Annotated in this window: 27 protein-coding genes; 11 read left to right on the forward strand and 16 right to left on the reverse strand. The window is 60.7% G+C overall.

Annotated features, from left to right (window positions below; translation table 11 throughout):
- Positions 1-68: 68 nt before the first annotated feature.
- The 5 genes from AB4P94_RS06015 to AB4P94_RS06035 form a co-directional block, all read right to left on the reverse strand.
- Positions 69-2,117 (reverse strand): GGDEF domain-containing protein, encoded by a 2,049-nt coding sequence (locus tag AB4P94_RS06015; RefSeq protein ID WP_395609810.1) that lies wholly within the window; start codon positions 2,115-2,117, stop codon positions 69-71.
- Positions 2,114-2,992: an endonuclease/exonuclease/phosphatase family protein gene (locus AB4P94_RS06020; RefSeq protein ID WP_395609811.1), complete on the reverse strand. Its 879-nt coding sequence runs from the start codon at positions 2,990-2,992 to the stop codon at positions 2,114-2,116. Before AB4P94_RS06020 ends, AB4P94_RS06015 begins: the two co-directional genes overlap by 4 nt.
- Positions 2,993-3,002: 10 nt before the next feature.
- On the reverse strand, positions 3,003-3,638 hold the full coding sequence (dsbA, locus tag AB4P94_RS06025; RefSeq protein WP_078740002.1) for a thiol:disulfide interchange protein DsbA: 636 nt from the start codon (positions 3,636-3,638) through the stop codon (positions 3,003-3,005).
- Between the two features lie 168 nt (positions 3,639-3,806).
- The gene (locus tag AB4P94_RS06030) at positions 3,807-4,412 is read right to left on the reverse strand and encodes a c-type cytochrome (protein WP_395609812.1); all 606 of its coding nucleotides are present in this window, start codon (positions 4,410-4,412) and stop codon (positions 3,807-3,809) included.
- A gap of 34 nt (positions 4,413-4,446) precedes the next feature.
- Entirely contained in the window at positions 4,447-4,749 is a 303-nt protein-coding gene (locus AB4P94_RS06035) for a cytochrome c5 family protein (RefSeq protein ID WP_078740000.1), read from the reverse strand.
- Between the two features lie 192 nt (positions 4,750-4,941).
- Between AB4P94_RS06035 and yihA the strand changes: the two genes are divergently transcribed.
- A complete protein-coding gene (gene yihA, locus AB4P94_RS06040; protein ID WP_395609813.1) occupies positions 4,942-5,583 on the forward strand; it encodes a ribosome biogenesis GTP-binding protein YihA/YsxC in 642 nt (213 codons plus the stop codon).
- Between the two features lie 269 nt (positions 5,584-5,852).
- Here the strand turns inward: yihA and polA are convergent, their stop codons facing one another.
- Positions 5,853-8,636, reverse strand: coding sequence for a DNA polymerase I (gene polA, locus AB4P94_RS06045; protein ID WP_395609814.1), 2,784 nt, complete (start codon positions 8,634-8,636; stop codon positions 5,853-5,855).
- Between the two features lie 74 nt (positions 8,637-8,710).
- On the opposite strand from polA, the gene AB4P94_RS06050 reads away from it, so the two are divergent.
- Both AB4P94_RS06050 and AB4P94_RS06055 read left to right on the forward strand, forming a co-directional pair.
- The gene (locus AB4P94_RS06050; protein WP_395609815.1) at positions 8,711-9,001 is read left to right on the forward strand and encodes a DUF2782 domain-containing protein; all 291 of its coding nucleotides are present in this window, start codon (positions 8,711-8,713) and stop codon (positions 8,999-9,001) included.
- Between the two features lie 56 nt (positions 9,002-9,057).
- On the forward strand, positions 9,058-10,011 hold the full coding sequence (locus AB4P94_RS06055) for a homoserine kinase (protein ID WP_395609816.1): 954 nt from the start codon (positions 9,058-9,060) through the stop codon (positions 10,009-10,011).
- 92 nt (positions 10,012-10,103) lie between these two features.
- On the opposite strand, the gene AB4P94_RS06060 is transcribed toward AB4P94_RS06055, so the two are convergent.
- A complete protein-coding gene (locus AB4P94_RS06060) occupies positions 10,104-11,033 on the reverse strand; it encodes a zinc ABC transporter substrate-binding protein (RefSeq protein WP_395609817.1) in 930 nt (309 codons plus the stop codon).
- A gap of 58 nt (positions 11,034-11,091) precedes the next feature.
- On the opposite strand from AB4P94_RS06060, the gene AB4P94_RS06065 reads away from it, so the two are divergent.
- The 4 genes from AB4P94_RS06065 to AB4P94_RS06080 are packed head-to-tail and all read left to right on the forward strand — an operon-like array spanning position 11,092 to position 13,894.
- Positions 11,092-11,574 carry a Fur family transcriptional regulator gene (locus AB4P94_RS06065; protein ID WP_395609818.1) on the forward strand — a complete coding sequence of 161 codons (483 nt, stop codon included), beginning with the start codon at positions 11,092-11,094 and terminating at the stop codon, positions 11,572-11,574.
- Positions 11,574-12,359 carry a zinc ABC transporter ATP-binding protein ZnuC gene (znuC, locus tag AB4P94_RS06070; RefSeq protein ID WP_395609819.1) on the forward strand — a complete coding sequence of 262 codons (786 nt, stop codon included), beginning with the start codon at positions 11,574-11,576 and terminating at the stop codon, positions 12,357-12,359. The genes AB4P94_RS06065 and znuC overlap by 1 nt, the downstream gene beginning before the upstream one ends.
- Positions 12,352-13,140 carry a zinc ABC transporter permease subunit ZnuB gene (gene znuB / locus AB4P94_RS06075; RefSeq protein ID WP_058421933.1) on the forward strand — a complete coding sequence of 263 codons (789 nt, stop codon included), beginning with the start codon at positions 12,352-12,354 and terminating at the stop codon, positions 13,138-13,140. The genes znuC and znuB overlap by 8 nt, the downstream gene beginning before the upstream one ends.
- 37 nt (positions 13,141-13,177) lie before the next feature.
- Positions 13,178-13,894, forward strand: a complete 717-nt coding sequence (locus AB4P94_RS06080; protein ID WP_395609820.1) for a PA5502 family lipoprotein — start codon at positions 13,178-13,180, stop codon at positions 13,892-13,894.
- 109 nt (positions 13,895-14,003) lie between these two features.
- Here the strand turns inward: AB4P94_RS06080 and katE are convergent, their stop codons facing one another.
- Positions 14,004-16,133, reverse strand: coding sequence for a catalase HPII (gene katE, locus AB4P94_RS06085; protein WP_395609821.1), 2,130 nt, complete (start codon positions 16,131-16,133; stop codon positions 14,004-14,006).
- Between the two features lie 229 nt (positions 16,134-16,362).
- Here katE and AB4P94_RS06090 point away from each other — a divergent pair, with 229 nt between their 5' ends.
- The 3 genes from AB4P94_RS06090 to AB4P94_RS06100 are packed head-to-tail and all read left to right on the forward strand — an operon-like array spanning position 16,363 to position 18,865.
- Entirely contained in the window at positions 16,363-17,370 is a 1,008-nt protein-coding gene (locus AB4P94_RS06090) for a methionine ABC transporter ATP-binding protein (protein WP_395609822.1), read from the forward strand.
- Complete coding sequence (locus AB4P94_RS06095; RefSeq protein ID WP_395609823.1) at positions 17,370-18,044, forward strand: methionine ABC transporter permease; 675 nt, start codon at positions 17,370-17,372, stop codon at positions 18,042-18,044. Before AB4P94_RS06090 ends, AB4P94_RS06095 begins: the two co-directional genes overlap by 1 nt.
- 50 nt (positions 18,045-18,094) lie before the next feature.
- Positions 18,095-18,865, forward strand: a complete 771-nt coding sequence (locus AB4P94_RS06100; protein WP_395609824.1) for a MetQ/NlpA family ABC transporter substrate-binding protein — start codon at positions 18,095-18,097, stop codon at positions 18,863-18,865.
- Positions 18,866-19,009: 144 nt separating this feature from the next.
- On the opposite strand, the gene AB4P94_RS06105 is transcribed toward AB4P94_RS06100, so the two are convergent.
- The 5 genes from AB4P94_RS06105 to AB4P94_RS06125 are packed head-to-tail and all read right to left on the reverse strand — an operon-like array spanning position 19,010 to position 22,933.
- A complete protein-coding gene (locus AB4P94_RS06105; RefSeq protein ID WP_395609825.1) occupies positions 19,010-19,645 on the reverse strand; it encodes an SCO family protein in 636 nt (211 codons plus the stop codon).
- A complete protein-coding gene (cyoE, locus tag AB4P94_RS06110) occupies positions 19,642-20,541 on the reverse strand; it encodes a heme o synthase (RefSeq protein ID WP_395609826.1) in 900 nt (299 codons plus the stop codon). The genes AB4P94_RS06105 and cyoE overlap by 4 nt, the downstream gene beginning before the upstream one ends.
- Positions 20,529-21,608, reverse strand: a complete 1,080-nt coding sequence (locus tag AB4P94_RS06115; protein ID WP_395609827.1) for a heme A synthase — start codon at positions 21,606-21,608, stop codon at positions 20,529-20,531. The genes cyoE and AB4P94_RS06115 overlap by 13 nt, the downstream gene beginning before the upstream one ends.
- Positions 21,609-21,618: 10 nt before the next feature.
- Positions 21,619-22,203: a hypothetical protein gene (locus AB4P94_RS06120; protein WP_395609828.1), complete on the reverse strand. Its 585-nt coding sequence runs from the start codon at positions 22,201-22,203 to the stop codon at positions 21,619-21,621.
- Positions 22,169-22,933, reverse strand: a complete 765-nt coding sequence (locus AB4P94_RS06125; protein ID WP_395609829.1) for an SURF1 family protein — start codon at positions 22,931-22,933, stop codon at positions 22,169-22,171. The genes AB4P94_RS06120 and AB4P94_RS06125 overlap by 35 nt, the downstream gene beginning before the upstream one ends.
- Before the next feature lie 43 nt (positions 22,934-22,976).
- Here AB4P94_RS06125 and AB4P94_RS06130 point away from each other — a divergent pair, with 43 nt between their 5' ends.
- Positions 22,977-23,180, forward strand: a complete 204-nt coding sequence (locus AB4P94_RS06130) for a twin transmembrane helix small protein (protein WP_395609830.1) — start codon at positions 22,977-22,979, stop codon at positions 23,178-23,180.
- Positions 23,181-23,186: 6 nt separating this feature from the next.
- Here AB4P94_RS06130 and AB4P94_RS06135 read toward each other — a convergent pair whose 3' ends face one another.
- The 3 genes from AB4P94_RS06135 to ctaD all read right to left on the reverse strand — a co-directional run bounded on the left by AB4P94_RS06135 (position 23,187) and on the right by ctaD (position 26,389).
- The gene (locus AB4P94_RS06135) at positions 23,187-24,074 is read right to left on the reverse strand and encodes a cytochrome c oxidase subunit 3 (protein WP_395609831.1); all 888 of its coding nucleotides are present in this window, start codon (positions 24,072-24,074) and stop codon (positions 23,187-23,189) included.
- Between the two features lie 35 nt (positions 24,075-24,109).
- The gene (locus tag AB4P94_RS06140; RefSeq protein WP_395609832.1) at positions 24,110-24,661 is read right to left on the reverse strand and encodes a cytochrome c oxidase assembly protein; all 552 of its coding nucleotides are present in this window, start codon (positions 24,659-24,661) and stop codon (positions 24,110-24,112) included.
- 144 nt (positions 24,662-24,805) lie between these two features.
- Positions 24,806-26,389 (reverse strand): cytochrome c oxidase subunit I, encoded by a 1,584-nt coding sequence (gene ctaD, locus AB4P94_RS06145; protein WP_395609833.1) that lies wholly within the window; start codon positions 26,387-26,389, stop codon positions 24,806-24,808.
- Positions 26,390-26,420 lie beyond the last annotated feature (31 nt).

A 26,420-nucleotide genomic window follows, 5' to 3' on the forward strand; every position in this document is an offset into this window, starting at 1 on the left:
AGACGATAATGCAACAGTGTAACGTATGACTTGCGGCCTGACGGTCAAATCACAAAATGGAACATCTTTTACGCCGGCAATACCTGATTACGCCCGGCCGCCTTGGCCCGGTAAAGTGCTTCGTCGGCGCGCTTGAGCGCCAGGTCACTGCGCTCGCCCGGCTGGAACTGTGCGACCCCCATCGACACGGTAATGGTGACCGGCTCGCCCTTGAAGTGGAACGGGCACGCTTCAATCGCCGCACGCAGTACTTCGCCTACAGCCAGCGCGTCCGCCAAGGATGAGTCGGGCATCAGCAACACAAACTCTTCCCCACCGAAGCGCGCGATAAAGTCAGCCGGGCGCAGGCGCTTGCGCAACACATTGGCAATGATCTTCAACACCTTGTCGCCCGCCAAGTGACCATAGCTGTCGTTGATGCGCTTGAAATGGTCCAGGTCCAGCATGGCCAGTGCCAGGCTATTGCCACGCTGGTGCCAGGTGTTGACCTCATGGTCCAGGCGTTCACTCCAGGCTGCGCGGTTGGGCAAGCCGGTGAGCGGGTCAATCAAGGCCTTCTGGCGCTGGACTTCAAGATGTTCACGATAGCCTTGGGCTTCCTGCTCCATGTTCGCAACACGCTCGGCCAAGCCTTTGAGGCGCGCCGCAACCTCTTGCTCGCGCTGGTCACGCTGCTGCTGGTGTTCGTCCATGGTGCCGAGCAGGCCTTCAAGGTGGCTTTCCAGAACGTGCTTGAGGCTGTCCAGGTCGGCCGCTTCCTGCACACTGCTTTGCAAGCCGTCGACCTGCTCACGAATTTGCGTGTCCAGCTCGCGCGCCGCCGAGCGATTGTCGGCGTGGCCATCACTGGCGACTTGCAGATGGCCCTGGAATGTCTCCAGGCGCTCGTTGAGCTGCTTGAGATAAGCCTCGAACTCATGCTGGCCGCTGTCGGTGATCGCCAGCATCAGCACGGCCAGATCGTCGAGGATCGGCAACAACTCGTACCAGTTCAAACCGTGGGCCAGACGCTCGCGCATGGCTTCTGCCTGGGGCCGGTAACGTTCGGGTAGAGACAGGTCTTCCAGCAAGCCGAGCAAGGTATCTTCGATATGTTTGGCGACTGAGCTGTAGGACGGCTCGGGCGAGTCGGGCAGGGCGTAGATACCCTCCGGCTGAAGCACATCGGGGTCCGCCTCGACGGCCTCCAGCACGGGCGGAAGGGACAGGCTGCCGATGGCGGTTTCATCCGGCGTGTCGACCTGAATCTGCGGCGTCTCGATAAAAGCCGCCAGGGCACTTTCGGGCGCCAACTCTTCCGGTTCAGGCTCACGCTTTTCGGGTTCGAGGGCTTCGACAGGCTGCGCCGAGGCCGCTACGGGGGCAGGCGCCTCAAAGACAAATGTTTCGCTGGCCACCTCCACCCCATTGGCGGGTGCCACGGGCTCAGGCTGCGTGGCGGCCGGGGGCTGTTGCAAAGGCGCGAACGCGCGCAGGGCCTGTGTCAACTCCTCGGATTGCGCGGGCACTTGAGGCTCGGGTTTGGGGGCTACGGTTTTAGGCGCAGGCGGTGGTACGACTTCGACCACCTGCGCTTCGCTCGAAACCTCTTTGGCGCCAAACAGGCGCTGCAGCAAACCCGGCCCAGGGCGCGCGGCTTCGCCTTCCGGCTCCAGGTTATTCAGTGCCTGCCCTTGCAGGCTGCTCAGCTCACTGAGTAAAAGCGGGATCTCTCGTGCCTGGCTGACGCGGCCGTCCAACTGCTTGGCGAAGGTTTTCAGCGGGCGCGCCACCTCGCGGGGCAGGGGCAGTTTTTGCAGTTGCGCGACGAGCGATGTCAGCGCGGTACTGATCTGATCCACCCGGGTTTCGCGGCGTTGCTCGGAGTCAAGCACGGCCTTTTCCAGGCGCGGCAACAAGGCGGCGAGGGCGGCATCCATGTCATCGGTGCGCACCACGTCGCGCATCTCCTTCATGCATTGGTCGACCGCACGGTCGGTCCCTTCGGCGGCCAGCGTGCTGCGCACAAGCCCTCGGCGCAACAGGTCGAGGCGCGCAGCCCAGCGGCGCTCAAGTTTGTCCTGGCGCTCGATGCTTTTGAGGTATTTCTCTTTCCAGCGCTGGGCGTCGTCGCTCATGCAAGGGGTCCGCGAGGGCCTGGGCTCAACGCGGGGTATGCATCAGCCGTGAGCGAACCCGGCAGACGAATCTCTACCGCGACCGGCAGGTGATCGGAGATGGGCTGCGCCAGGACCTGTACGCTTTCAAGCGTGAGGGTCGGGCTGAGCAGAATATGGTCCAGACAGCGCTGCGGGCGCCAGCTGGGAAACGTGGCTTCGACTTGCGGCGCCAGTAACCCGAGGTCCCGCAGCGGGGAATTTTGCAACAGGTCGCTGGCATGGGTGTTCATGTCACCCATCAGCACCTGGTGTTTGTAATTACCGATCAGCTCGCGGATGTAAGCCAGTTGCATCATGCGCGTACGTGAACCGAGCGACAGGTGCATCATGACCACGACCAAGGCTTCAGGGCCTTCGCCAAAGCGCACAAGGATCGCGCCCCGGCCCTTGGGGCCCGGCAACGGGTGATCTTCGATAGCCCAGGGCTTCAAGCGGCTGAGCACACCATTGCTGTGCTGGCCCAAGCGCCCAAGGTTGCGATTGAGTTGCTGATACCAGTAAGGAAAAGCGCCCAGCTGGGCCAGGTGTTCCACTTGGTTGATGTAGCCAGAGCGTATGCTGCCGCCGTCGGCTTCCTGCAGGGCGACCAAATCGAAGTCGTTCAGCAGGTTGCCAATCTTTTGCAGGTTCACGGCACGCCCATTGTGGGGCAGCAGATGCTGCCAGCCACGGGTGAGGTAGTGCCGGTACTTCTCGGTACTGATGCCCACCTGGATGTTAAAGCTCAGCAGGCGCAGGCGACTGTCTGCCGGCAAGCCCGTGGATTCCAGGTGATGTTCGTTGACCTGCGGGTCATGCAGGCCAACGACGCGTTCGGTACCCCAGCGGCGCATGGTGGCTCCCTTATTTGGCTGCGCGTTCTTTGGCGATCAGCTGGTCGGCAACGTTCAGGGTTTGCTCAGGACCACCCGTGGTGCCCAGGTCAAAGCGATATTTGCCGTTGACGATCATGGTCGGTACGCCTTGCACGCCATACTTCTGCGCGAGTTCCTTGGCCTGTTTGATCTGACCCTGGATAGCGAAGGAGTTGAAGGTGGCCAGGAATTTATCTTTGTCGACGCCCTGGGTGGCGACAAAGTCAGCCATTTCGTCAGGCTTGGTCAGGCGCTTGCCTTGTTTCTGGATCGCGTCGAATACGGCGTTGTGGACCTTATGCTCGACACCCATGGCTTCCAGGGTCAGGAACAATTGGCCGTGGGCATCCCATGGGCCGCCGAACATGGCTGGAATACGTTTGAAGTTCACGTCGGAAGGCAATTTCTCAACCCATGGGTTGATGGTTGGCTCGAATGCGTAGCAATGCGGGCAGCCGTACCAGAACAGCTCCACCACTTCGATCTTGCCGGGCACCGAAACCGGTACCGGGTTAGCCAATTCAACGTAGGTTTTACCGGCTTCAAGCGGCACGTCGGCAGCTTGTGCGGTCATGCCGAAGAGGCTGGCAGTGACGAGAGCGGCGCTGAGGATCAGATTACGCATGCTTTACTCCTGGACAAATAAAGTCGCCTCACGCGACCTTTGTTGTGACAGGTCTACGCGGACATGAGTTCGTTAGTGTAACGGCACCGGCCACAAAAAAGGGCGGCCTAAGCCACCCTTTTTATGCTTGCATCGATGGATTAATCGAGCGTTAACGTACTGTTACGATCAATGCAGACCCTGGATGTACTGGGAAACCGCTTCGATATCCTTGTTGCTCAATTTGTTGGCGATCGTCTGCATGATTTTGGTATCGCCATCGTTGGTCCGATTACCTTCACGGAAGTCCGTCAGCTGCTTGGCAATGTACTGCGCATGCTGGCCGCTCAAGTGCGGGAAGCCTGCAGCGGCAAGGCCTGCGCCGTTAGGCGAGTGGCAACCGAGGCAGGAAGGCATGCCTTTTTCCAGGTTGCCACCACGGAACAACTCTTCGCCGTGAGCGACCGTTTTAGGATCGGCAGCTCCCACACTGCCGTGCTGGCTGGCAAAATACGCCGCGATATCCGCCAGGTCCTGATCGCTGAGGTTGGTCAGCAGGCCGGTCATTTCCAGCACCGTGCGCTTGCCGTCCTTGATGTCGTGCATCTGTTTGATCAGGTAGCGTTCGCCCTGACCCGCCAGTTTGGGAAAGTTCGGCGCCGGGCTGTTGCCGTCCGGTCCATGGCAAGCACCACACACGGCGGCTTTCGCCTGGCCGGCTGTAGCGTCGCCTGCAGCATGGGCAACACCGGTGATGCCCAAGGTCAACAGCAGACTCACGATCAGTTTGTTCATCAGCTAATCCAACTACGGCTAAGGGGTTTAAGAGTTATCTACCGGGTTTACTCACCATCATTTCAATGATGGCCTGGTAATCCTCAGTACTGCAGTCCATGCACAAACCACGCGGCGGCATTGCCTTGAAACCCTGGGTCACGTGTTGCACCAACGTGTCCATGCCCTTGGCCAGTCTTGGCTGCCAGGCTGCCTGATCACCCCGTTTGGGGGCGTTGGGCAGCTGGCCGGCATGGCAAGCCACGCAAACTCGGTTGTACACCGCTTCCGGATCCTGTGTAGCCTGAGCGCCATAAAGCGGAATCAGGACACCAAAAGCGAGCAACCAACGGGTCATACATCGACCTTTTCAGGGTTTGAGAGCGTTTTGCGTTCTAATGCGCAATGAAGGTCTTTCGCTCCCGTGAACTTCATCCTTCGCTGGGACAAAGCACACACAAAATCTGCGGCATTATATACTGGCGCTACTGAAACGGAAACGACACCGCTTGCCGCACCCTTTCTCGGCACCGCCCACATCGGAAATCTCATGCAACTCAAGAATCCCACCCTCGGTCTGTGCCAACAGTCCACGTTCATGCTCAGCGCCGCCAAAGTTGACCAATGCCCCGATGACGAAGGCTTTGAAGTCGCCTTTGCCGGTCGTTCCAACGCCGGTAAATCCAGCGCGCTGAACACCCTGACTCACGCCAGCCTGGCGCGCACCTCGAAAACCCCGGGTCGCACGCAACTTCTCAATTTCTTCAAGCTAGACGATGATCGGCGTCTGGTCGACCTGCCGGGCTACGGTTACGCAAAAGTACCTATCCCGTTGAAGCTGCACTGGCAGCGTCACCTGGAGGCTTACCTGGGTGGCCGCGAGAGTTTGAAGGGTCTGATCCTGATGATGGACATCCGTCATCCAATGACCGACTTCGACCTGCTGATGCTCGACTGGGCCGTCGCCAGCGGTATGCCGATGCACATCTTGCTGACCAAAGCCGACAAGCTCACTTACGGCGCCGCCAAGAACACCTTGCTCAAAGTGCAGTCTGAAATTCGTAAAGGTTGGGGTGATGCGATCACCATCCAGCTGTTCTCGGCACCAAAACGCATGGGCCTGGAAGAGGCCTACACGGTCTTGGCTGGCTGGATGGAATTGGCAGACAAAGGCGCTGAAATCGCGGAATAACTTTTCGGCGGGCAAAAAAAACCCCGGACTTCGTATGGGGAGGGGAAGTTCGGGGTTCAAGCTCTGGACCGCTAGGGCGGGGTCCAGATATCTGCCAACACTTAACACAACATAGGAGCATTGAAGGGCTTCACCACCCATTCAGTAACTCTGAGTAGCAGTTCACGGGTTAAGTTCCGGCACGCTCAAAAAACTATTGGAAATAACTGAAGGCGATATCCGATCTAAAGCACTCTGCCACCACGCTCGGTGGTGGCAACCCCCCTGAATCAGTGTGCTTCATCCCAGTTATCGCCCACACCTACGTCGACCACCAATGGTACGTCCAACCGCGCCGCAGCACTCATGTGCTCGCGAATCTTCTCGCTGACTTCAGCCACCAGGTCCTCACGCACCTCCACCACCAGTTCATCGTGCACCTGCAGGATCACTTTGGCATCCAGGCCGGACTCGGTCAGCCAGTTGTCGACGCGCACCATGGCCTTCTTGATGATGTCTGCCGCCGTACCCTGCATCGGCGCGTTGATCGCCGTGCGCTCTGCAGCTGCACGGTCCTGAGGCTTATTGGAGTTGATGTCCGGCACATACAGGCGCCGACCGAAGATGGTTTCGACAAAACCCTGATCCGCGGCCTGCGCGCGAGTGCGCTCCATGTACTCGCGAACCCCGGGATAGCGGGCGAAGTACACGTCGATGTACGCCTTGGCGGTCTTGGTATCGACGCCAATATCCTTGCCGAGCTTCTGCGCCCCCATGCCGTAGATCAGGCCAAAGTTGATCGCCTTGGCGCTGCGACGCTGATTGGACGTGACCTCGGCCAGTTCAACCTTGAACACTTCGGCCGCCGTGGCCGTGTGCACGTCCAGGTCGTTGCGAAAGGCATTCATCAACCCTTCGTCCTTGGACAGGTGCGCCATGATCCGCAGCTCGATCTGCGAATAGTCCGCCGCCAGCAGCTTGTAACCTTTTGGCGCGACAAACGCCTGACGGATCCGCCGCCCTTCAGCGGTACGCACAGGGATGTTCTGCAGGTTCGGATCACTGGAAGACAAGCGCCCGGTCGCCGCCACCGCCTGATGATAAGACGTATGAATACGCCCGGTACGCGGGTTGATCTGCTCCGGCAGGCGGTCGGTGTAGGTGCTTTTCAGCTTGCTCATGCTGCGGTATTCCATCAGCACTTTTGGCAGCAAAAAGTCATCTTCAGCCAGCTTGGCCAGCACTTCTTCTGCGGTAGACGCCTGGCCCTTGCCCGTCTTCTTCAGCACCGGTAGCCCGAGTTTTTCGTAAAGAATGGCACCGAGCTGCTTGGGCGAGCCGAGGTTAAATTCCTCGCCGGCGATCTCGAACGCCTGGCGCTCCAGCTCGACCATCTTGTCGCCCAGCTCGATGCTCTGCACGCCCAGCAACTTCGAGTCCACCAGCGCGCCCTGGCGCTCAATCCGCGCCAGCACCGGAACCAAGGGGATTTCGATGTCGGTCAGCACGCTGGCCAGGGTCGGAATAGCGGCCAGTTGTGCATGCAACGCTTGATGCAGGCGCAGTGTCACGTCGGCATCTTCGGCGGCGTAAGGGCCAGCCTGCTCAAGGGCAATCTGGTCGAAGGTCAGTTGTTTGGCGCCTTTGCCGGCGATGTCCTGGAAACTGACGGTGTCGTAGTCCAGGTACTTCTTCGCCAGGCTGTCCATGTCGTGCCGGGTCGCGGTGGAGTTCAGCACATAGGATTCAAGCATGGTATCGAACGCGATGCCGCGCACGGTGATGCCTTGGGCCGGGTCACCGCCGATGGCGCAATTGGCCAGGATGTTCATGTCAAACTTGGCGTGCTGGCCGACCTTGAGTTTGGTCGGGTCTTCCAGCAGCGGTTTCAGCGCGAGCAGCACCGTATCGCGGTCCAGTTGCTCCGGCGCGCCGATGTAGGAGTGGGTCAGCGGAATGTAGGCCGCTTCATAAGGCTGCACGGCTAAGGAAACCCCAACCAACTGTGCCTGCTGGGCGTCGATGCCGGTGGTTTCGGTATCAAACGCAAACAATTTGGCGTTGTTGAGTTTCTTCAGCCAGAGCTCAAAAGTCGCTTGATCGAGGATCGTGGTATAGCTCGTCTCGACAGGCGCCGCAGCCACTTCTTCAACAACCGCTTCGGCGGCAGGAGCCGTGCTGAGCTCCACACGCTTGGCATCGCGCTGAATCTCGTCGATCCAGCTCTTGAACTCCAGCAACTGGTACAGCTCCAGCAGCTTTTCACGGTCCGGTTCAATCAGGTGCAGGTCGTCCAGGCCCACGTCCAGAGGCACGTCGCATTTGATCGTCGCCAACTGGTAGGACAAAAACGCCGATTCCTTGTGCTCTTCCAGCTTGGCCGGCAGCGTCTTGGCGCCACGGATTGGCAGGGTCGGCACTATGTCCAACTGCTCATACAGCTCTTTGATCCCGCCATTCACGCCCATCAGCAGGCCGGAAGCCGTCTTGGGACCAATACCTGGAACGCCCGGAATGTTGTCGGACGAATCGCCCATCAACGCCAGATAATCGATGATCTGCTCGGGAGCGACGCCGAATTTCTCCTTAACGCCCTCGATGTCCATCGAACTACCGGTCATGGTGTTGACCAAGGTAATGTGCCCGTCCACCAGTTGCGCCATGTCTTTATCGCCGGTGGAAATCACCACCGGGCGGCTGGCCGCTGCGCTGCTGCGGGCCAGGGTGCCGATCACGTCATCAGCCTCCACGCCTGTCACGCACAACAACGGGAAGCCCAGGGCAATCACGCTTTGGTGCAGTGGTTCGATCTGCAGACGCATGTCATCGGGCATGCTCGGGCGGTTGGCCTTGTACTCGGCGTACATGTCATCGCGAAAAGTCCCACCCTTGGCGTCGAAAACGACGGCAAACGGGCTGTCGGGATACTGCTTGCGCAGGCTCTTGAGCATGTTCAACACGCCCTTGACCGCGCCGGTCGGCAGGCCTTTGGAAGTGGTCAGCGGTGGCAGCGCGTGGAACGCGCGGTACAGATAGGACGAACCGTCCACCAGGACGAGGGGTGCTTGGCTCATGAGCAGAATCAACCTTTTCGGCGGGTCAGGCGCTAGAATAGCCGGACCAATGACGACAAAGGGACAAGGTTATCATGCGTACATTCAATCGCCTGCTGTTCACTGGCTTGATTGCATTCGCCCCGATGGCTGCCATGGCGGCAGACAGTGCCCCTTCGGGCGATCCGGAAGTGACCATTCGCACGGAAGGCAACAGAACCATCCAGGAGTACCGCCAAAACGGCTTCCTGTACGCGATCAAGGTCACGGTAAAGGGCGCACCCCCGTATTTTCTGGTGCGCGCCGACGGAACCGACGCAAACTTCATCCGCTCTGACCAGCCGGATATGCTGATCCCGTCATGGAAGATCTTCGAATGGAAATGATTTCTTAACTTAAATTGGCGCCGCACGCTGCGGCGCCCGTACTGGCAGTTTTAACCATGTCTGTGTTCACCCCCCTGGCTCGGCCCGAGCTGGAAACCTTTCTCGCCCCTTACGGGCTTGGCCGCCTGCTTGATTTCCAGGGGATTGCCGCCGGTAGCGAAAACACCAACTTTTTCATCAGCCTGGAACAGGGCGAGTTCGTCCTGACCCTGGTTGAGCGCGGCCCGGTCGCCGAAATGCCGTTCTTCATCGAACTGCTTGACGTGCTCCACGATGCCGACCTGCCTGTGCCTTACGCCCTGCGCACCACCGACGGCGTGGCGCTGCGCGAACTGAAAGGCAAACCGGCACTGCTGCAACCGCGCCTGGCCGGCAAGCACATCAAAGACGCCAACGCACAACACTGCGCCCAGGTCGGCGACCTGCTCGGCCATCTGCACCTGGCAACCCAGGGCGAGAAAGTGCTGGAGCGCAAGACCGATCGCGGGCTGGACTGGATGCTCAGTGAAGGCGCGCAGCTGATTTCGCACTTGAACGACGCGCAGCAACGCCTGCTGCAAGACGCACTGACCGAGATCGAAGCGCACAAGGCTCAGATCCTCGCCCTGCCGCGCGCCAACGTGCACGCCGACCTGTTCCGTGACAACGCGATGTTCGAAGGCACGCACCTCACAGGCCTGATCGACTTCTACAACGCCTGCTCCGGCCCGATGCTGTACGACGTGGCCATCGCCCTGAATGACTGGTGCTCGGACGCCGACGGCGTGCTTGACGGGCAGCGCGCTCGTGCGCTGCTGGGGGCTTATGCAGGCCTGCGACCGTTTACCGCGAAGGAAGCCGAGCTATGGCCGACCATGCTGCGCGTGGCGTGTGTGCGGTTTTGGCTGTCACGCCTGATCGCGGCGGAGTCGTTTGCCGGGCAGGATGTGTTGATTCATGACCCGGCGGAGTTTGAGCACCGGTTGGCGCAGCGTCAGCAGGTCACGATTCACCTGCCGTTTGCGCTTTAAAGACCTGCTCGGTCAATGTGGCAGCTGGCTTGCCTGCGATAGCGATGGCGACTGACACACCGCTATCGCAGGCAAGCCAGCTCCCACAGGTATTACAGCGACTCCAGGCACCCGGCCAAGTCATTCCCCAGCTTTTCCAGTACCTGCTCATACCCCTGAGCCGTCGCCGGTGTGTAACCCCCCAACGCATCCAGCTCCGCCAGCTTCACCGGCAACCCCGCCACCAGCGTCTCGGCCAAACGCGGACGCAACGGCGGCTCGCTGAACACACAGGTCTTGCCGACTTCCTGCAACCGCGTGCGCATCGCCGCCACATGCTGGGCACCGGGCTGCACTTCGGCGGCCACACTGAACACGCCGGTGTGCTTGAGCCCGTAGGCGTCTTCGAAGTAATCAAATGCCTCGTGGAACACGAAGTAAGGCTTGTCGCCCACCGCCGCCAAGCGCGCTTTCAAACGCGCATCCAGCGCATCCAGCCGCTCATCGAACGCCTTCACGTTGCTTTGATAACGCGCCGCATTGGTCGGGTCGACAGCGCTGAGATCCGCCGCCATGCGCGCCGCGATCACCCGTGCATTGACCGTCGACAACCACAAATGCGCATCCAGGCTGCCCGGACGGTGGTCGTGGTCATGCTCGTCGGCATCATCGGCATGAGAGTGGCTATCCTCGGCGAAACGACGCAGCTTCATGCCCGGCAAGTCCTGCACGGCGACTGTCGGCAAGCTGCGGCCTTTCAACACGCGCGGCAGGAAGCTTTCCATGTCCGGGCCGATCCAATACAGCAGGTCTACCGACTGCACGCGCCGTACGTCGGATGGTCGCAAGGCGTAGTTATGCGGCGACGCGCCCGGCGGCAACAGCACCTCTGGAATCGCCACGCCGTCCTGCACAGCGGCGGCAATCAGCTGCAATGGCTTGATGCTGGTCAGCACCTTGACCTCGGCCTGAGCGGCGCCCGCAATAAACAAACTGGTGACAAATACGACAAAAACGGGAAAAAGTCGGGACACGATGACCACTCAATGGCGTAGGAACGGGTAACATAATAACGTCTCTATCAAATGTCTGTCGCCGCTCATGCCTAAAACACCGCTTGCCAGCCGTCCCCACGACCACTCTCACTGCGTGCACGCCGCGCTGTCGGAAGCCGAAGCGCTGTGCCTGCGCCAAGGCCTGCGGCTGACTGCCCTGCGTCGGCGCGTGCTGGAGCTGGTGTGGCAGAGCCATAAGCCACTGGGCGCCTACGACATTCTCGGCGTGCTCAGCGAGCAAGACGGCCGCCGCGCCGCGCCGCCGACCGTGTACCGCGCGCTGGATTTCCTGCTGGAAAACGGCCTGGTGCACCGCATCGCCTCGCTGAACGCCTTCGTCGGTTGCAGCCACCCGGAGCACGCGCACCAGGGCCAGTTCCTGATTTGCCGCGAGTGCCACGCCGCCATCGAACTTGAACAAAAAAGCATCAGCGACGCCATTATCAAAAGCTCGACGGACGTCGGCTTCAAGGTCGAAGGGCAAACGGTCGAAGTCGTCGGCCTGTGCTCGGGCTGCCAGGGGGCCTGATGAGCAATGCGCTAATCCGCCTGGAGCAGGTCGGGGTCACGTTCGCCGGGCAAAACGTGCTGGATAACATCGCGCTGAGCGTGGAGCCGGGGCAGATCGTCACGTTGATCGGCCCTAACGGCGCCGGCAAGACAACCTTGGTTCGCGCCGTGCTCGGCCTGCTCAAGCCCGACAGCGGCACCGTATGGCGTAAGCCCAAGCTGCGCGTCGGTTACATGCCGCAAAAGCTGCATGTCGACCCAACGCTGCCCCTGTCTGTACTGCGTTTTCTGCGCCTGGTGCCCGGTGTAGACCGTGCCCGCGCCCAGGCTGCGCTCAAGGAAGTCGGCGCCGAACAGGTGATCGACAGCCCGGTGCAGAGCATCTCCGGCGGCGAGATGCAGCGCGTACTGCTCGCCCGCGCCCTGCTGCGCGAGCCTGAACTGCTGGTGCTGGATGAACCCGTTCAGGGCGTCGACGTCGCCGGCCAGGCCGAGCTGTACAGCCTGATCACCCGCCTGCGCGACCGCCATGGCTGCGGCGTGCTGATGGTCTCCCACGACCTGCATCTGGTCATGAGCACCACCGACCAGGTGGTGTGCCTCAACCGCCACGTGTGCTGCTCCGGCCACCCGGAACAGGTCAGCGGCGACCCGGCGTTCGTCGAGCTGTTCGGCAAGAACGCGCAAAGCCTGGCGATCTACCATCACCATCACGATCACGCCCACGATTTGCACGGCGCCGTGGTCGACGACCCCGCCACACCTCACGCTCACGTTCATGGAGATAGCTGCAAGCATGGCTGATTTTCTGCTCTACGCCCTGCTGGCAGGCTTGGCTTTGGCGTTGGTGGCGGGCCCCTTGGGCTCGTTTGTGGTGTGGCGGCGCATGGCCTATTTCGGCGACACGTTGTCGCACGCCGCGCTGCTGGGCGTGGCCATGGGCTTTTTGCTGGACGTAAGCCCAACCATCGCCGTGACTGTCGGCTGCCTGTTGCTGGCAGTGCTGCTGGTGACCCTGCAACAGCGCCAGCCACTGGCCTCGGACACTTTGTTGGGCATCCTGGCGCCGAGCACATTGTCGCTGGGCCTCGTCGTCCTGAGCTTCATGCACGAAGTGCGCATCGACCTGATGGCCTACCTGTTCGGCGACCTGCTGGCGATCAGCCCGACCGACCTGGCGTGGATCCTCGGCGGCAGCGCAGCCGTGCTGGTGCTGCTCGTGACCCTGTGGCGCCCCTTGCTGGCGATCACCGTGCACGAGGAACTCGCCACCGTGGAAGGCCTGCCCGTGCCGGCGCTGCGCATGACCTTGATGCTGTTGATCGCGGTGGTGATTGCTGTCGCGATGAAGATTGTCGGCGTATTGTTGATCACGTCGCTGCTGATCATTCCCGCCGCCGCCGCCCAGCGCCACGCCCGTTCACCGGAGCAGATGGCCATCGGCGCCAGCCTGCTGGGGATGCTCGCCGTGTGCGGGGGCCTGGCGCTGTCCTGGTTCAAGGACACGCCAGCGGGGCCATCGATTGTGGTTACGGCGGCCGCCCTGTTTCTGCTGAGTTTTGTTCTGCCCCGTCGAGGGGTGTAGACTTGCTCGCTTTTTGCGCAATTAGAGAGTCGCAGGAATGAAGCTGTTCACCTCCCGTTATCTGCTCCTTGCCGCATTTTCACTGCTGCTGGGCGCCTGTCAAAGCACACCGCCCGCCGCCCCCGAGGTGCCGGACGCTCGCGCTGCGGCCATCGCGCAGCTGGAGCAAAACCTGGCCAGCAGTGAGCTGGCCACCGCTGAAGACGAATTGGCCGCGCTGCAGGCGCAATCGCCTAACGACCCCGCGCTGGAAACCTACCAGCGCCAATTGGCCGAAGCCTACCTGCAGCGCAGCCAGATCGTGCTGCAAAAAGGTGACGTCAACGCCGCCGCCACTGCCCTGAGCCGCGCCCGTGCGCTGATGCCCAAGGCGCCAGCGCTGACCGGCGGCGTCAACAGCGCCATCAGCCACGCCCGCAAAGCCGAGCTGGACCAGGCCGAAGCTGCCTTGAAGGCTGCCGAAGCCAAGCCGGTGGCCAAGGTCATCGACCCGGCGGCTGAAAGCACCACGGTTGCGTTGAACCTCACCGATATTGAGGAACTTCGCCACCAACTGGATGCGATCGCCACCGATGTGGTGAATTACCAGTGTGATGTAAGTATTCAGGCACCGCGCACCGAGGATTACCCGTGGCTGGCCACCTTGCTGACCAAACGGGTTAAACGGATTGATTCGGGGTATGACCTGAAGATTCACCGGCAGATCTTGAAGAGGATTCCGGCGCAGGTTGTGCTGATTCCGCGCAAGGCCTGATAAAGCAAAAAGCATCGCAGGCAAGCCAGCTCCCACATTTGAACGGTGAATACATTCAAATGTGGGAGCTGGCTTGCCTGCGATAGCGATCCAACAAACAACCACTAACTCAAGCCGGAATCGCCTTGGTCTTAGCCTCCCGATCCCAAACCCGATGCTGGGCAATCGCAGCAAAGAACGCCTTGAACGCCTTGGCATCCGCCCCCACGATCAAGCCCGCATCCGCCTCCAGCTTCAACAGCTCCAGCAACGGCTTCACATCACTGGCCACCGCAATCGCCTTCAGGTGCTTGTAAGCCTCCAGCACGTAATGCAACGCCACGCCGTCGCCACTCAGGGCCTTCACCGACTCTTTGCCACCCGGAATGAACACCGCGTCGAATGCCACCGAAGGCAAACCCTCCATCGACGCGTCCACTGGCAGGCTCTTGCCATCGGCAGTGGTCACCGGCGCAGAAGTCGGCCCCAGCAATTTAGCGTGCGCACCTTCTGCTTCAAGCGCTTTCTTCAACGCCGCAATGGCTGCGCCGTCCACGCCATTCGCCGCGAGGATCGCCACCTTGCGTGTCTTGATATTGCCCGGGAGCAAGTTCGCCTGGCTCAACGCCGGCGAGCGGGCCAATGACGTCTCGCGCTCTGGCACCGTGCCTTTCTTCGGCACTGGCAACCCAAGGTTCTGCGCCACGCGCTTGGCCAGCTCAAGGTCAATGTTGGCCAGAATCTCGTTGACCTGACGCGCACGAATAAACTCACGCTCCACCTTGCCCAACTCAAAACTGTACGCCGCGATGATGTGCTCTTGCTCGTGCTTGCTCATGCTGCGGAAAAACAGGCGCGCCTGGGAGAAGTGGTCGCCGAACGACTCACTGCGCTCGCGCACTTTGTGAGCATCGATGCGCTCGTGATAGGACTCAAAACCACCATCCTGCGCCGCAGGCGGCGTTTCTTTGGGCCAGCCGCCATCAATGGAGTTGGGCTCGTAGGCCGCGCGCCCCTTGTCGATGGTGGTGCGGTGCATGGCGTCGCGCTGGCCGTTGTGAAACGGCGCGACCGGCCGGTTGATCGGCAACTCGTGAAAATTCGGCCCCCCCAGTCGGCTGATCTGCGTATCGGTGTAGGAAAACAGCCGACCTTGCAGCAACGGGTCATTGGAGAAGTCGATACCCGGCACGATATGGCCGGGGCAGAAGGCTACCTGCTCGACCTCAGCGAAGAAGTTGTCCGGGTTGCGGTTAAGCACCATTTTGCCCAGCGGCGTGATCGGTACCAGCTCTTCAGGGATCAGCTTGGTGGGGTCGAGGATGTCGAAGTCGAAGGCATGCTCCTTGTCCTCTGGAATCACCTGCACACCCAGTTCCCACTCCGGGTAGTCGCCCATCTCGATGGCGTCCCACAGATCGCGACGATGGAAATCGGTGTCTTTACCCGCAAGTTTCTGCGCCTCGTCCCACACCAGCGAGCAGGTACCCGCAGTAGGGCGCCAGTGGAATTTGACGAAGTTGGATTTACCTTCAGCGTTTATCAGGCGGAAGGTGTGCACGCCAAAACCCTGCATGCTGCGTAGGCTTTTTGGAATGGCACGGTCAGACATGGCCCAAATGACCATGTGCGCTGATTCAGGCTGCAGCGAGACAAAATCCCAGAACGTGTCGTGCGCCGAGCCGCCCGTAGGAATTTCGTTGTGCGGCTCGGGCTTTACCGCGTGCACGAAGTCAGGAAACTTGATCGCGTCCTGAATGAAAAAGACCGGCATGTTGTTGCCGACCAGGTCGAAGTTGCCTTCTTCAGTGAAGAACTTCACGGCAAAACCGCGCACGTCACGCACCGTGTCGCCCGAACCACGCGGGCCCTGCACAGTGGAAAAGCGCGTAAACACCGGGGTTTTGTGACCCGGGTCGCGCAGGAAGCCCGCCTTGGTCAGAGCAGAATGGTTTTCATACGTCTGGAAATAGCCATGGGCGCCTGTACCCCGCGCATGCACGATGCGCTCCGGGATGCGCTCATGGTCAAAGTGCGTGATTTTTTCACGCATGATGAAATCTTCAAGCAGCGAAGGCCCGCGCGCACCGACCTTCAAGCTGTTCTGGTTGTCGGAAATCTTTACGCCCTGGTTAGTGCGCAAGGCTTGGCCGGTAGCGTCGGAACGGAACTCTTCCAGGGCCTGCAACTTGGCGTTGGTGTTCTTGCGGTCCAGGGTGTCGGTTCCGGCGAGTTCGCTCTTTGGCTTTTTCGTACTCATCAGTCAAAACTCCTTATTCAGGCCCAGGCACGGCACCCGGGAAATTGAGTTGCTTAAGTAGTGACTGACGGGGTTTTGGGCCGTTCCTTTTTTATGACCTTTGATCGCGTTATTGCCAAATCGCTGGATGAATGCGAAATAAATGCTAAGAAACGCTATACGGACAGGCTAAAATGCGCGCCCGGCTAACCGCTGATCCCTTTTCCATGCGCCCCACAAGGTTCGCTACGTGATCGAGTTTCAAAACGTCCATAAAACCTACCGCGTCGCCGGTAAGGATATCCCCGCCCTGCACCCCACCAGCCTGCGCGTTGAAAACGGCCAGGTGTTTGGCTTGATCGGCCATTCGGGTGCGGGTAAAAGCACCCTGCTGCGCCTGATCAACCGCCTCGAAGAACCGAGCGGCGGCCAGATTACGGTTGATGGCGAAGAAGTCACCACACTGGACGCCAACGGCCTGCGCCGTTTCCGTCAGCAGGTCGGGATGATCTTCCAGCACTTCAACCTGCTGGCTTCCAAGACCGTCGCCGACAACGTGGCACTGCCGCTGACCCTGGCCGGCGAGTTGTCGCGCAAGGAAATCGACCTGCGCGTGGCTGAGTTGCTCGCCCGTGTCGGCCTGTCGGACCACGCCAAAAAGTACCCGGCGCAGCTGTCGGGCGGCCAGAAACAGCGCGTCGGTATCGCCCGCGCCCTGGCGACCAAGCCAAAAATCCTGCTGTGCGACGAAGCCACCAGCGCCCTCGACCCGCAGACCACCGCCTCGGTGCTGAAATTGCTGGCCGAGATCAACCGCGAGCTGAAGCTGACCATCGTGCTGATCACCCACGAAATGGACGTGATCCGCCGCGTGTGCGACCAGGTGGCCGTGATGGACGCCGGCGTGATCGTCGAGCAAGGCTCGGTGGCCGACGTGTTCCTGCATCCGCAACACCCGACCACCAAGCGCTTCGTGCAAGAAGCCGAGCAGGTCGATGAAGGTGAGCAACGCGATGTGTTCGCCCATGTACCGGGCCGCATCGTGCGCCTGACGTTCCAGGGCGAAGCGACCTACGCGCCATTGCTGGGTACCGTCGCCCGTGAAACGGGGGTGGACTACAGCATCCTCGCCGGTCGCATCGACCACATCAAAGATACGCCCTACGGCCAACTGACCCTCGCCGTGACCGGCGGGGACATGGAAGCCGCTTTCGCTCGCTTTACTGCGGCAGACGTCCACATGGAGGTTCTGCGCTAATGGATGTTTTGTTGAGTTTCTTCGCCAATATCGACTGGTCGGAAATCTGGCTCGCCACTGGCGACACCATGACCATGCTGTTCGGCTCGCTGTTCTTCACCGTGGTGCTCGGCCTGCCGCTGGGCGTGCTGCTGTTCCTGACCAGCCCGCGCCAACTGTTCGAACAAAAGGGCCTGTACGCCCTACTGTCGCTGATCGTGAACATCCTGCGTTCGCTGCCGTTCATCATTCTGTTGATCGTGATGATTCCGTTCACCGTATTGCTCACCGGCACTTCGCTGGGCGTGGCCGGTGCGATTCCGCCACTGGTCGTGGGCGCCACGCCATTCTTTGCGCGGCTGGTGGAAACCGCCTTGCGTGAGGTCGACCGCGGCATCATCGAAGCCACTCAGTCGATGGGCGCCAGCACGCGTCAGATCATCGTCAACGCCCTGTTGCCCGAAGCCCGCCCCGGCATTTTCGCGGCGATTACGGTGACGGCGATTACACTGGTTTCCTACACCGCCATGGCCGGTGTCGTCGGTGCCGGTGGCCTGGGTGACTTGGCGATCCGTTTCGGTTACCAACGCTTCCAGACCGATGTGATGGTGGTCACGGTGGTGATGCTGTTGATCCTGGTGCAAATTCTGCAAACCGTCGGCGACAAGCTGGTGGTGCACTTTTCTCGAAAATAACGGCCATGGCCGGCCCCCGTCGGCCCATGCCCGAACAAGGAGCTTGTTGGATGAAAAAACTACTGGTTGCTTTCGCCGCCGTTGCCGCGTTTTCCGCCCACGCCGAGACCATCACGGTCGCCGCGTCGCCGGTGCCGCACGCGGAAATCCTCGAATTCGTGAAGCCTGCGCTGGCCAAAGAAGGCGTGGACTTGCAGGTCAAAGTCTTCACCGACTACGTGCAGCCAAACGTACAGGTGGCTGAAAAGCGCCTGGACGCCAACTTCTTCCAGCACCAGCCGTACCTGGATGAGTTCAACAAGGCCAAGGGCACTCACCTGGTGAGCGTCGGCGCGGTGCACCTGGAGCCCCTGGGCGCCTACTCCAGCAAGTACAAGAAGCTGGACGAGCTGCCAAGCGGTGCCAACGTCGTGATCCCGAACGACGCCACCAACGGCGGCCGCGCGCTGTTGCTGCTGGCCAAGAATGGCCTGATCACCCTGAAGGATCCGACCAACATCCTGTCGACCATCAAGGACATCACCGGCAACCCGAAAAACCTGAAATTCCGCGAACTGGAAGCCGCCACGCTGCCACGCGTGCTGACCCAGGTTGACCTGGCGCTGATCAACACCAACTACGCGCTGGAAGCCAAACTGGACCCGTCCAAGGACGCCCTGGTCATTGAAGGCAGCGACTCGCCTTACGTGAACATCCTGGTCACCCGCGAAGACAACAAAGACTCGGACGCCGTGAAGAAGCTGGTTGCTGCCCTGCACACGCCTGAGGTGAAAAAATTCATCGAAGAGAAGTACAAAGGCGCGATCAAGCCGGCGTTCTAACGCGATTCGATCTCCCACACACCGGAGATCAAAAAAATGTGGGAGCGGGCTTGCTCGCGAAAGCTGAGTATCAGTCGATAGATTCGTAACTGATACACCGCATTCGCGAGCAAGCCCGCTCCCACATTTGTTTTGCGTTGCTAGTTACTTGCGCTGCACCAGGCCAGGCAGTTGCGCGATTAGCTTCTGGTTGTTCAACGGCGCACGAATAAACCCGCGCTGCGTGCCGTCCGGCCCGATCACCGCCAGGTTGCCGCTGTGGTCCACGGTGTAATTCGGCTTGCTGGTATCGGCCGGAATGAACGGGATGCTCACCGCATTCGAAACCTTCTGCACATCCTCTACGTTTGCGCCGGTCAGGCCTTCAAACTGTGGGTCGAAGTAGCCCAGGTACTGCTTGAGCTGGGCCGGTGTGTCGCGGTTCGGGTCGACGCTGACCAGGATCACCTGCAGGTTATCCACAGCCTCTTTGGGCAACTCGCTCTTGATCTGGCGCAGTTGGGCGAGGGTGGTCGGGCAGATGTCCGGGCAGAAGGTGTAGCCGAAGAACAGCAGGCTCCATTTGCCTTTCAACTCGTTGACCACCACCGGCTGGCCGTCTTGATTGGTCATGGTCACGGGCGGCAACTGGCGGCTTTGCGGCAGCAGGATGATGCCGGCATCGATCAGCGCGGTGGGGTCGCCCTGGCCTTTGCCCGAGAGCACTTTGTTGACAGTCAGGCCCATGATCAACGCGACGATGGCCACCAGGATAAAGACGGTTTTTTGAGTTCGAGTCATAGGTTCAACAGTAAGTAGTGGTCTACGAGCAGGGCGATAAACAGCAAAAACAGGTACCAAATAGAGTACTTGAAGGTGTTGATCGCCGCATGCGGCTGGGTGCCACGGTACAGCACACAGGCCCATTGCAGAAAGCGTGCGCCCAATCCCAGTGCGCACACCAGGTAGAGCAGGCCGCTCATGTGGATTACGTAAGGCATCAGGCTCACCGCCAGCAGGGCGAAGGTGTAGAGCAGGATGTGCACCTTGGTGTAGTGCTCGCCGTGGGTGACCGGCAGCATCGGAATGTCGGCTTTGGCGTATTCCTCCTTGCGATGAATGGCCAGGGCCCAGAAGTGCGGCGGGGTCCAGGCGAAGATGATCAGCACCAGCAGCAAGGGCTCGGCGCTGACATGGCCGGTTACGGCAACCCAACCGAGCAGCGGCGGCGCGGCACCGGCGAGGCCGCCGATGACGATGTTCTGCGGCGTCGCGCGCTTGAGAAAACCGGTGTAGATCACCGCATAGCCGAGCAGAGAGGCCAACGTCAGCCAGGCCGCCAACGGGTTGGTAAACGCCAGCAGCAACGCCAAACCGGCAACAGCCAGAAACAATGCAAACGCCAGCGCAGCAGCCGGCGATACGCGCCCTTCTGCCATCGGCCGCTTATGGGTTCGCGCCATCACCGCATCGATACGCCGGTCCACCACGTGGTTGACCGCCGCCGCGCCGCCCGCACACAGGGCAATGCCCAAATTGCCAAACACCAGCACCGTCCACGGCACCCCGGCGCGGGTGGCGAGGAACATGCCCACCAACGAGGTGATGAGCATCAGCACCACCACTTTCGGCTTGGCCAGCTCCAGATAGTCACGCCAGATCGCCTGGCGGTGACGCGCGCCGATCAAGGTCGCCATGGCATCTCTCCTTTAAGGGTGATGAGGCCCGACACATGTTTGCGCGGGATAAAGCGCCAGCCGAAGCGCGACTGATTGCGCACCCGAACCAGGCTGGTGCGCGCGTGGTAATTAACCAGCACCAGGCTCAGCAACAACGCGGCGCCGCCTGCGTTATGCGCCACCGCGACAGGCAGAGGCAGATGGAAATACACGTTGCTCAGGCCCAGGCAGATTTGCGCGGCCAGGGCGATCAACAGCAGGCCCGCCAGACGCGTCATACCGACCAACTTGAGCTGCCACGCCAGCCCCAGCAGCACGAGCGTAACAATCACCGCACCGATGCGATGGGTAAGATGAATCGCCGTGCGTGCATCGCTGTCGAGCTGGCCGCCGAGGTAATTCGGGCCGATGTGCTGAGTCAGGTGAAAACCGTTGGCAAAGTCCGCCGCCGGCCACCATTCGCCGTGACAGGTCGGCAGGTCGATACACGCCACCGCCGCGTAGTTGGAACTGACCCAGCCGCCCAGCGCAATCTGCCCGATCACCAACACCAACCCGGCCGTGGCCCAATATTGCAGGCGCTTGGGCACGATCAGCGCGGGCAGCACGCCGGACAGACGCAGCGTCAGCAGAAACAGCAGGCTCAACGTCGCAAAACCGCCCAATAGATGGCTCGTCACCACTTGCGGCCAGAGCTTCAGCGTCACCGTCCACATGCCGAAGGCCGCCTGGGCGAAGACCACCGCCAGGATAAACAGCGGCAATTTCACCGGCTGGCCCGGATCGCGCCGATGGCTCCACGAACGTGCCGCCAGCAGCACGATCAGCAAGCCCAAAGTGCCGGCGAAATAGCGATGCGTCATCTCGGCCCAGCCCTTGTCGGCCTCCACCGGTGTGTCCGGGAAATGCAACTCGGCATGCGCCAACTGGGCTTCGCTTTGCGGCACGCTGATAAAGCCGTAGCACCCTGGCCAGTCCGGGCAGCCGAGGCCTGCATGGGTCAGGCGCGTGTAGGCGCCGAGCAGCACGACGATCAGCGCCAGCAAGGTGGCAAACAACGCGAGGCGAAATCCAGGTTTGGCCATGACGATGCCCTTATCCGATGTTCGACAGTTTCAGCAGCATGCGCAGGTCGTTGAGCAAGTCCTTGCCCTTGACCTTGGCGTCGTAACGCAGCACCAGGTTGCCGTGCGGGTCCACGATCCACAGTTGCGCATCGCCAGGGGCGGCGGCGTCTTTGTTGAACGTTGAGAGGTCCAGCGGGTAGCGCTGCAATTGCGGGTATTCGGCCTTGAGTTTGGCCTCGTATTCGGTGCTGACCGGTTGTGCGCTGGCCAAGGCGTGGCTCGCGCGCGAAGCGTCACGGCCCAAGCTGATCTGTAACTGGCGCGCGAGGTACACCAGTTGCTGGCACTCGGCGAGGCACGTTGCCGGCGCGGTGACCAGCAATTGCCAGCGGACCTCATCTGCCTGCACGCCAATGTCGGCGCGGGTCTGGCCATTGCCGATCATCTCGCCGTGGTAACTGCGGCTGTCCGGCACCCAGAACTGCAACTTGTACATGAAGGTGGCCAGCGCCATCGGGCCGATCACCATCATCAGGATCAGGATCAGTTGCCAGCGGCCTTTGCGGCGGTCCGGCACCTCAGACATGTTGAGTGGATTCGTGGCCGCGCCCATGGTGCGTCTCCTTTTTGTTATGCCAGCCGAGGTAGAGGTACAGCGCGAGCAACGCCAGCGACATGGCGAACCACTGCACGGCGTAGCCCAAGTGTTTTTCCGGGCCCATGGCGACCACCGCCCACGTGGTGTCGTACGTGCCGGGGCCGGCTTCGGCGCGCAGTTCATAGGCAAAGCCGCTGCGGTCCAACTCTGTCCACAGTGCGGCAGGGTGCAGGGCGGTGAGCAGACGCGGCCATTGCGCGGTCGCGGGGTCGGGGTGCAGCTGGAAGGTTTCGCCGGGCGCGACGTACACCCAGGCGTCGAGGTTCACCGGCTGATCGGGGGTGGTGAAGGCGGGTGGCGTGCGCCGGTCGGGCCAGGGCAGCCAGCCGCGGTTGAGCAACAGCCATTGGCCGCTGGCCTGATCGTGGAAGGGTTGCAACAGCTCTACGCCGGCCTTGCCGTCACGCATGCGGTTGTCGAGCAATACGCTGTGTTCGGCGTCGAATTGGCCGCGCAAGCGAATGCGGCGAAAGGCGGGGTCGGTCATGTCGTTGAGTTGCGCACTGCTGATGGGCTCGGCCACGCGGCGTTCGGCGTAGCTGTCCACCAGCCGTTGTTTTTCATGGCCGCGCGACAGCTGCCAGAAGCCCAGCCCCACCATCAACGGCAGCAGCAACATCACCACCACTGTCGGTGCGATGCCTGGGCGAAAGCGTTTCATGGCGCTGGCTATACTTGTTTTCATTGCCCGCCCATCCCTCTCAATTCCTGACGCCCGGAACCTGACCATGCTCAAAGCAGCCATTGCCCTGATGCTGATCGCGACTGTCGTGAGCCTGTTCAGTGGCTTGTTCTTTCTGGTCAAGGACGAGGGCAACTCCAAGCGCCTCGTCACTGCCTTAACCGTGCGTGTGGTGCTGGCCGTGATCACCGTGGCGTTGATCGCCTGGGGCTTTTTTTCGGGCCAGTTGGTATCTCATGCACCTTGGTAGGAAGCCTCACAGCACGTAAACAAAGAAAAACAGCCCGATCCACACCACGTCCACGAAGTGCCAATACCAACTGGCCGCCTCGAAACCGAACTGGTGCTCGTTGTTGAAATGCCCTTTCAGGATGCGCATCAACATCACAAACAGAATGATGGTGCCGATGGTCACGTGAGCACCGTGAAAGCCGGTGAGCATGAAGAAGGTCGCGCCGTAAACGCCGGAGCCAAGAGTCAGCCCCAATTCTTTATAGGCGTGGATGTACTCCTCAGCCTGGAAAGCCAGGAACGCCCAACCCAGCAGCACGGTGATTGCCAACCAGATTTTCAACGCGCCGCGATGACCTTTGCGCAAGGCATGGTGGGCGATGGTGATGGTCACGCTGGAACTGACCAGCAGGATCGTGTTGATCAGCGGCAGGCCCCACGGGCTGATAGTGCCTTCCGGCGCGGGATAGAGTTTTGGGTCGGGGTTATTCAGCAGCGGCCAGGCAAACTCGAAATTCGGCCACAGCATGTGCGCGATGCCTTTAGAGCCCTCACCCGCCAGCCACGGCGCAGACATATGCCGCACATAAAACAGCGCGCCGAAAAACGCGATGAAGAACATCACCTCGGAAAATATGAACCAGGTCATGCCCCAACGGAACGAGCGATCCATCTGCGGGCTGTACAAACCGGCACGACTTTCCTTGATCACCGCGCCGAACCAGCCGAACAGCATGTAGGCCAGCAGCAGCCCGCCGACGAAAAAGATCCACGGGCCGTGGGATTCCGGGCGCGCCGCCTTCAAGTCGTTGAACCATACGGCCAGGCCGTACACGGTGATCAACATGCCAAACGTCGCAATTATTGGCCATTTGCTTTGCGCTGGTACGTAGTACGTATCATGAGACGACATGTATTCGCTCTCCTGATTGAGGGGGCAAACAGTAGCTAGCCCCCGGTGTGGACAGCCACCGGCGGTTGGCGCGCAGTGATATCGAACAGCGTGTACGCCAGGGTCAAATGCTTCACATCCTTGGGCATGTCGCGGTCGACAATAAAACGCACCGGCATTTCGATGCGCTGACCTGGCTGCAGCACTTGCTGGGTGAAGCAAAAGCATTCGGTCTTGTGGAAATACATCGCCGCTTCAGCCGGGGAAATACTCGGTACGGCTTGGGCCGTCATGGCTTTGTCGGTGGGGTTGTAGGCCACGAACAGCATCTCGGTGACGGCGCCGGGGTTGACCACTACCTCGTCTGCCTTGGAATGGAATTCCCAGACCATATCGATGGCATTGGTCGACAGAAACTGCACACGCACCTGGCGGGTCGGGTCGACGATTTGCTCGCCTTCGTACTGCCCGGCGGTCTTGCCGTTGATGCCGAAGGCTTTGCACATCACGTCGTAGATCGGCACGAGAGCGAAACCGAAGGCGAACATGGCCACCACCAGGATCAGCAGGCGGGTGACCAAGCGTTTGAGGGGTACGGAGTCAGCCATGGCGATCACCCCGCTTGTGATTTTCTGTGGGAGCTGGCTTGCCTGCGATAGCGGTGTGCCAGGCACCGAACCCACACACTGACAGGCCCTCATCGCAGGCAAGCCAGCTCCCACAGGAGACCGAGGTGGCCTGCACCAAGGTGTTCACTTGACCTCCGGCGGCGTAGTAAACGTGTGGTACGGCGCAGGTGAGGGAATGCTCCACTCCAGACCTTCAGCCCCATCCCACGGCTTGGCCGGTGCGGGCGGGCCGCCACGGATGCACTTGATTACGATAAACAGGAAGAAGATTTGCGTGGCGCCGAACATGAACGCGCCAATCGACGACACCATATTGAAGTCGGCGAACTGCAGGTTGTAGTCCGGCACCCGGCGTGGCATGCCGGCCAACCCCACGAAGTGCATCGGGAAGAACGCCATGTTCATGCCCACGAAAGACAGCCAGAAATGCAGCTTGCCGAGGGTTTCGTCGTACATGTGGCCGGTCCATTTCGGCAGCCAGTAGTAGGCCGAGGCGAAGATGCCGAAGATCGCGCCGGGCACCAGTACGTAATGGAAGTGCGCGACCACAAAGTAGGTGTCGTGGTACTGGAAGTCCGCCGGGGCAATCGCCAGCATCAGCCCGGAGAAGCCACCGATGGTGAACAGAATCACGAAGGCCACCGCGAACAGCATCGGCGTCTCGAAGGTCAGCGAGCCTTGCCACATGGTGCTGACCCAGTTGAACACCTTCACCCCCGTGGGCACGGCGATCAGCAGCGTGGCGTACATGAAGAACAACTCGCCCACCAACGGAATGCCGACCACGAACATGTGGTGTGCCCACACGATGAACGACAGGAACGCGATGCTCGCCGTGGCGTAGACCATCGAGGTGTAGCCGAACAGCGGCTTGCGCGAGAAGGTCGGGATGATCGAGCTGACGGCGCCAAACGCCGGCAGGATCATGATGTACACCTCGGGGTGGCCGAAGAACCAGAACACATGCTGGAACAGCACAGGGTCACCGCCGCCGGCTGCACTGAAGAAGCTGGTGCCGAAGTGGATGTCCATCAGCATCATGGTCACGCAGCCCGCCAGCACCGGCATCACCGCGATCAACAGGAACGCGGTAATCAGCCAGGTCCACACGAACAGCGGCATTTTCATCAAGGTCATGCCCGGCGCGCGCAGGTTGAGGATGGTGGCAACCACGTTGATCGCCCCCATGATCGAACTGATGCCCATCAGATGGATGGCGAAAATGAAAAAGGTCACGCTTTCCGGCGCGTAGGTGGTAGAGAGCGGGGCGTAGAAGGTCCAGCCGAAATTCGGCCCGCCGCCCGGGGTAAACAGCGTCGAGACCAACAGCAGAAATGCTGCCGGGAGCAGCCAGAAACTGAAGTTGTTCATGCGCGGCAGGGCCATGTCGGGCGCGCCGATCATCAGCGGGATCATCCAGTTGGCCAGGCCGACAAACGCCGGCATCACCGCGCCAAACACCATGATCAGGCCGTGCATGGTGGTCATCTGGTTGAAAAACGCCGGCTCAACGATCTGCAGACCGGGCTGGAACAGCTCGGCACGGATCACCATGGCGAACGAGCCACCAAGCAGGAACATGGTGAAGGCAAACCACAGGTACATCGTGCCGATGTCTTTATGGTTGGTGGTCAGCACCCAGCGCATCAAGCCTTTGGCGGGGCCGTGGGCATGGTCGGCATGACCATGATCGATCACAGTGCTCATGGCCGTTCTCCTGCAAGCGAGTGGGCGGGGC

Origin of the sequence: Pseudomonas sp. B22129 (genome assembly GCF_044218875.1) — a bacterium.
Taxonomy (GTDB): domain Bacteria; phylum Pseudomonadota; class Gammaproteobacteria; order Pseudomonadales; family Pseudomonadaceae; genus Aquipseudomonas.

Coding starts and splice junctions, on each gene's coding strand:
- AB4P94_RS06115 (WP_395609827.1), bottom strand. CDS start 21,608: ATGGCCAAACCTGGATTTCGCCTCGCGTTGTTTGCCACCTTGCTGGCG.
- AB4P94_RS06050 (WP_395609815.1), top strand. CDS start 8,711: ATGCGTACATTCAATCGCCTGCTGTTCACTGGCTTGATTGCATTCGCC.
- AB4P94_RS06035 (WP_078740000.1), bottom strand. CDS start 4,749: ATGACCCGTTGGTTGCTCGCTTTTGGTGTCCTGATTCCGCTTTATGGC.
- AB4P94_RS06065 (WP_395609818.1), top strand. CDS start 11,092: ATGCCTAAAACACCGCTTGCCAGCCGTCCCCACGACCACTCTCACTGC.
- dsbA (WP_078740002.1), bottom strand. CDS start 3,638: ATGCGTAATCTGATCCTCAGCGCCGCTCTCGTCACTGCCAGCCTCTTC.
- AB4P94_RS06100 (WP_395609824.1), top strand. CDS start 18,095: ATGAAAAAACTACTGGTTGCTTTCGCCGCCGTTGCCGCGTTTTCCGCC.
- znuB (WP_058421933.1), top strand. CDS start 12,352: ATGGCTGATTTTCTGCTCTACGCCCTGCTGGCAGGCTTGGCTTTGGCG.
- AB4P94_RS06095 (WP_395609823.1), top strand. CDS start 17,370: ATGGATGTTTTGTTGAGTTTCTTCGCCAATATCGACTGGTCGGAAATC.
- katE (WP_395609821.1), bottom strand. CDS start 16,133: ATGAGTACGAAAAAGCCAAAGAGCGAACTCGCCGGAACCGACACCCTG.
- AB4P94_RS06020 (WP_395609811.1), bottom strand. CDS start 2,992: ATGCGCCGCTGGGGTACCGAACGCGTCGTTGGCCTGCATGACCCGCAG.
- AB4P94_RS06140 (WP_395609832.1), bottom strand. CDS start 24,661: ATGGCTGACTCCGTACCCCTCAAACGCTTGGTCACCCGCCTGCTGATC.
- polA (WP_395609814.1), bottom strand. CDS start 8,636: ATGAGCCAAGCACCCCTCGTCCTGGTGGACGGTTCGTCCTATCTGTAC.
- AB4P94_RS06055 (WP_395609816.1), top strand. CDS start 9,058: ATGTCTGTGTTCACCCCCCTGGCTCGGCCCGAGCTGGAAACCTTTCTC.
- cyoE (WP_395609826.1), bottom strand. CDS start 20,541: ATGGCGACCTTGATCGGCGCGCGTCACCGCCAGGCGATCTGGCGTGAC.
- AB4P94_RS06105 (WP_395609825.1), bottom strand. CDS start 19,645: ATGACTCGAACTCAAAAAACCGTCTTTATCCTGGTGGCCATCGTCGCG.
- AB4P94_RS06015 (WP_395609810.1), bottom strand. CDS start 2,117: ATGAGCGACGACGCCCAGCGCTGGAAAGAGAAATACCTCAAAAGCATC.
- AB4P94_RS06030 (WP_395609812.1), bottom strand. CDS start 4,412: ATGAACAAACTGATCGTGAGTCTGCTGTTGACCTTGGGCATCACCGGT.
- yihA (WP_395609813.1), top strand. CDS start 4,942: ATGCAACTCAAGAATCCCACCCTCGGTCTGTGCCAACAGTCCACGTTC.
- AB4P94_RS06130 (WP_395609830.1), top strand. CDS start 22,977: ATGCTCAAAGCAGCCATTGCCCTGATGCTGATCGCGACTGTCGTGAGC.
- AB4P94_RS06125 (WP_395609829.1), bottom strand. CDS start 22,933: ATGAAAACAAGTATAGCCAGCGCCATGAAACGCTTTCGCCCAGGCATC.
- ctaD (WP_395609833.1), bottom strand. CDS start 26,389: ATGAGCACTGTGATCGATCATGGTCATGCCGACCATGCCCACGGCCCC.
- AB4P94_RS06080 (WP_395609820.1), top strand. CDS start 13,178: ATGAAGCTGTTCACCTCCCGTTATCTGCTCCTTGCCGCATTTTCACTG.
- AB4P94_RS06135 (WP_395609831.1), bottom strand. CDS start 24,074: ATGTCGTCTCATGATACGTACTACGTACCAGCGCAAAGCAAATGGCCA.
- AB4P94_RS06120 (WP_395609828.1), bottom strand. CDS start 22,203: ATGGGCGCGGCCACGAATCCACTCAACATGTCTGAGGTGCCGGACCGC.
- znuC (WP_395609819.1), top strand. CDS start 11,574: ATGAGCAATGCGCTAATCCGCCTGGAGCAGGTCGGGGTCACGTTCGCC.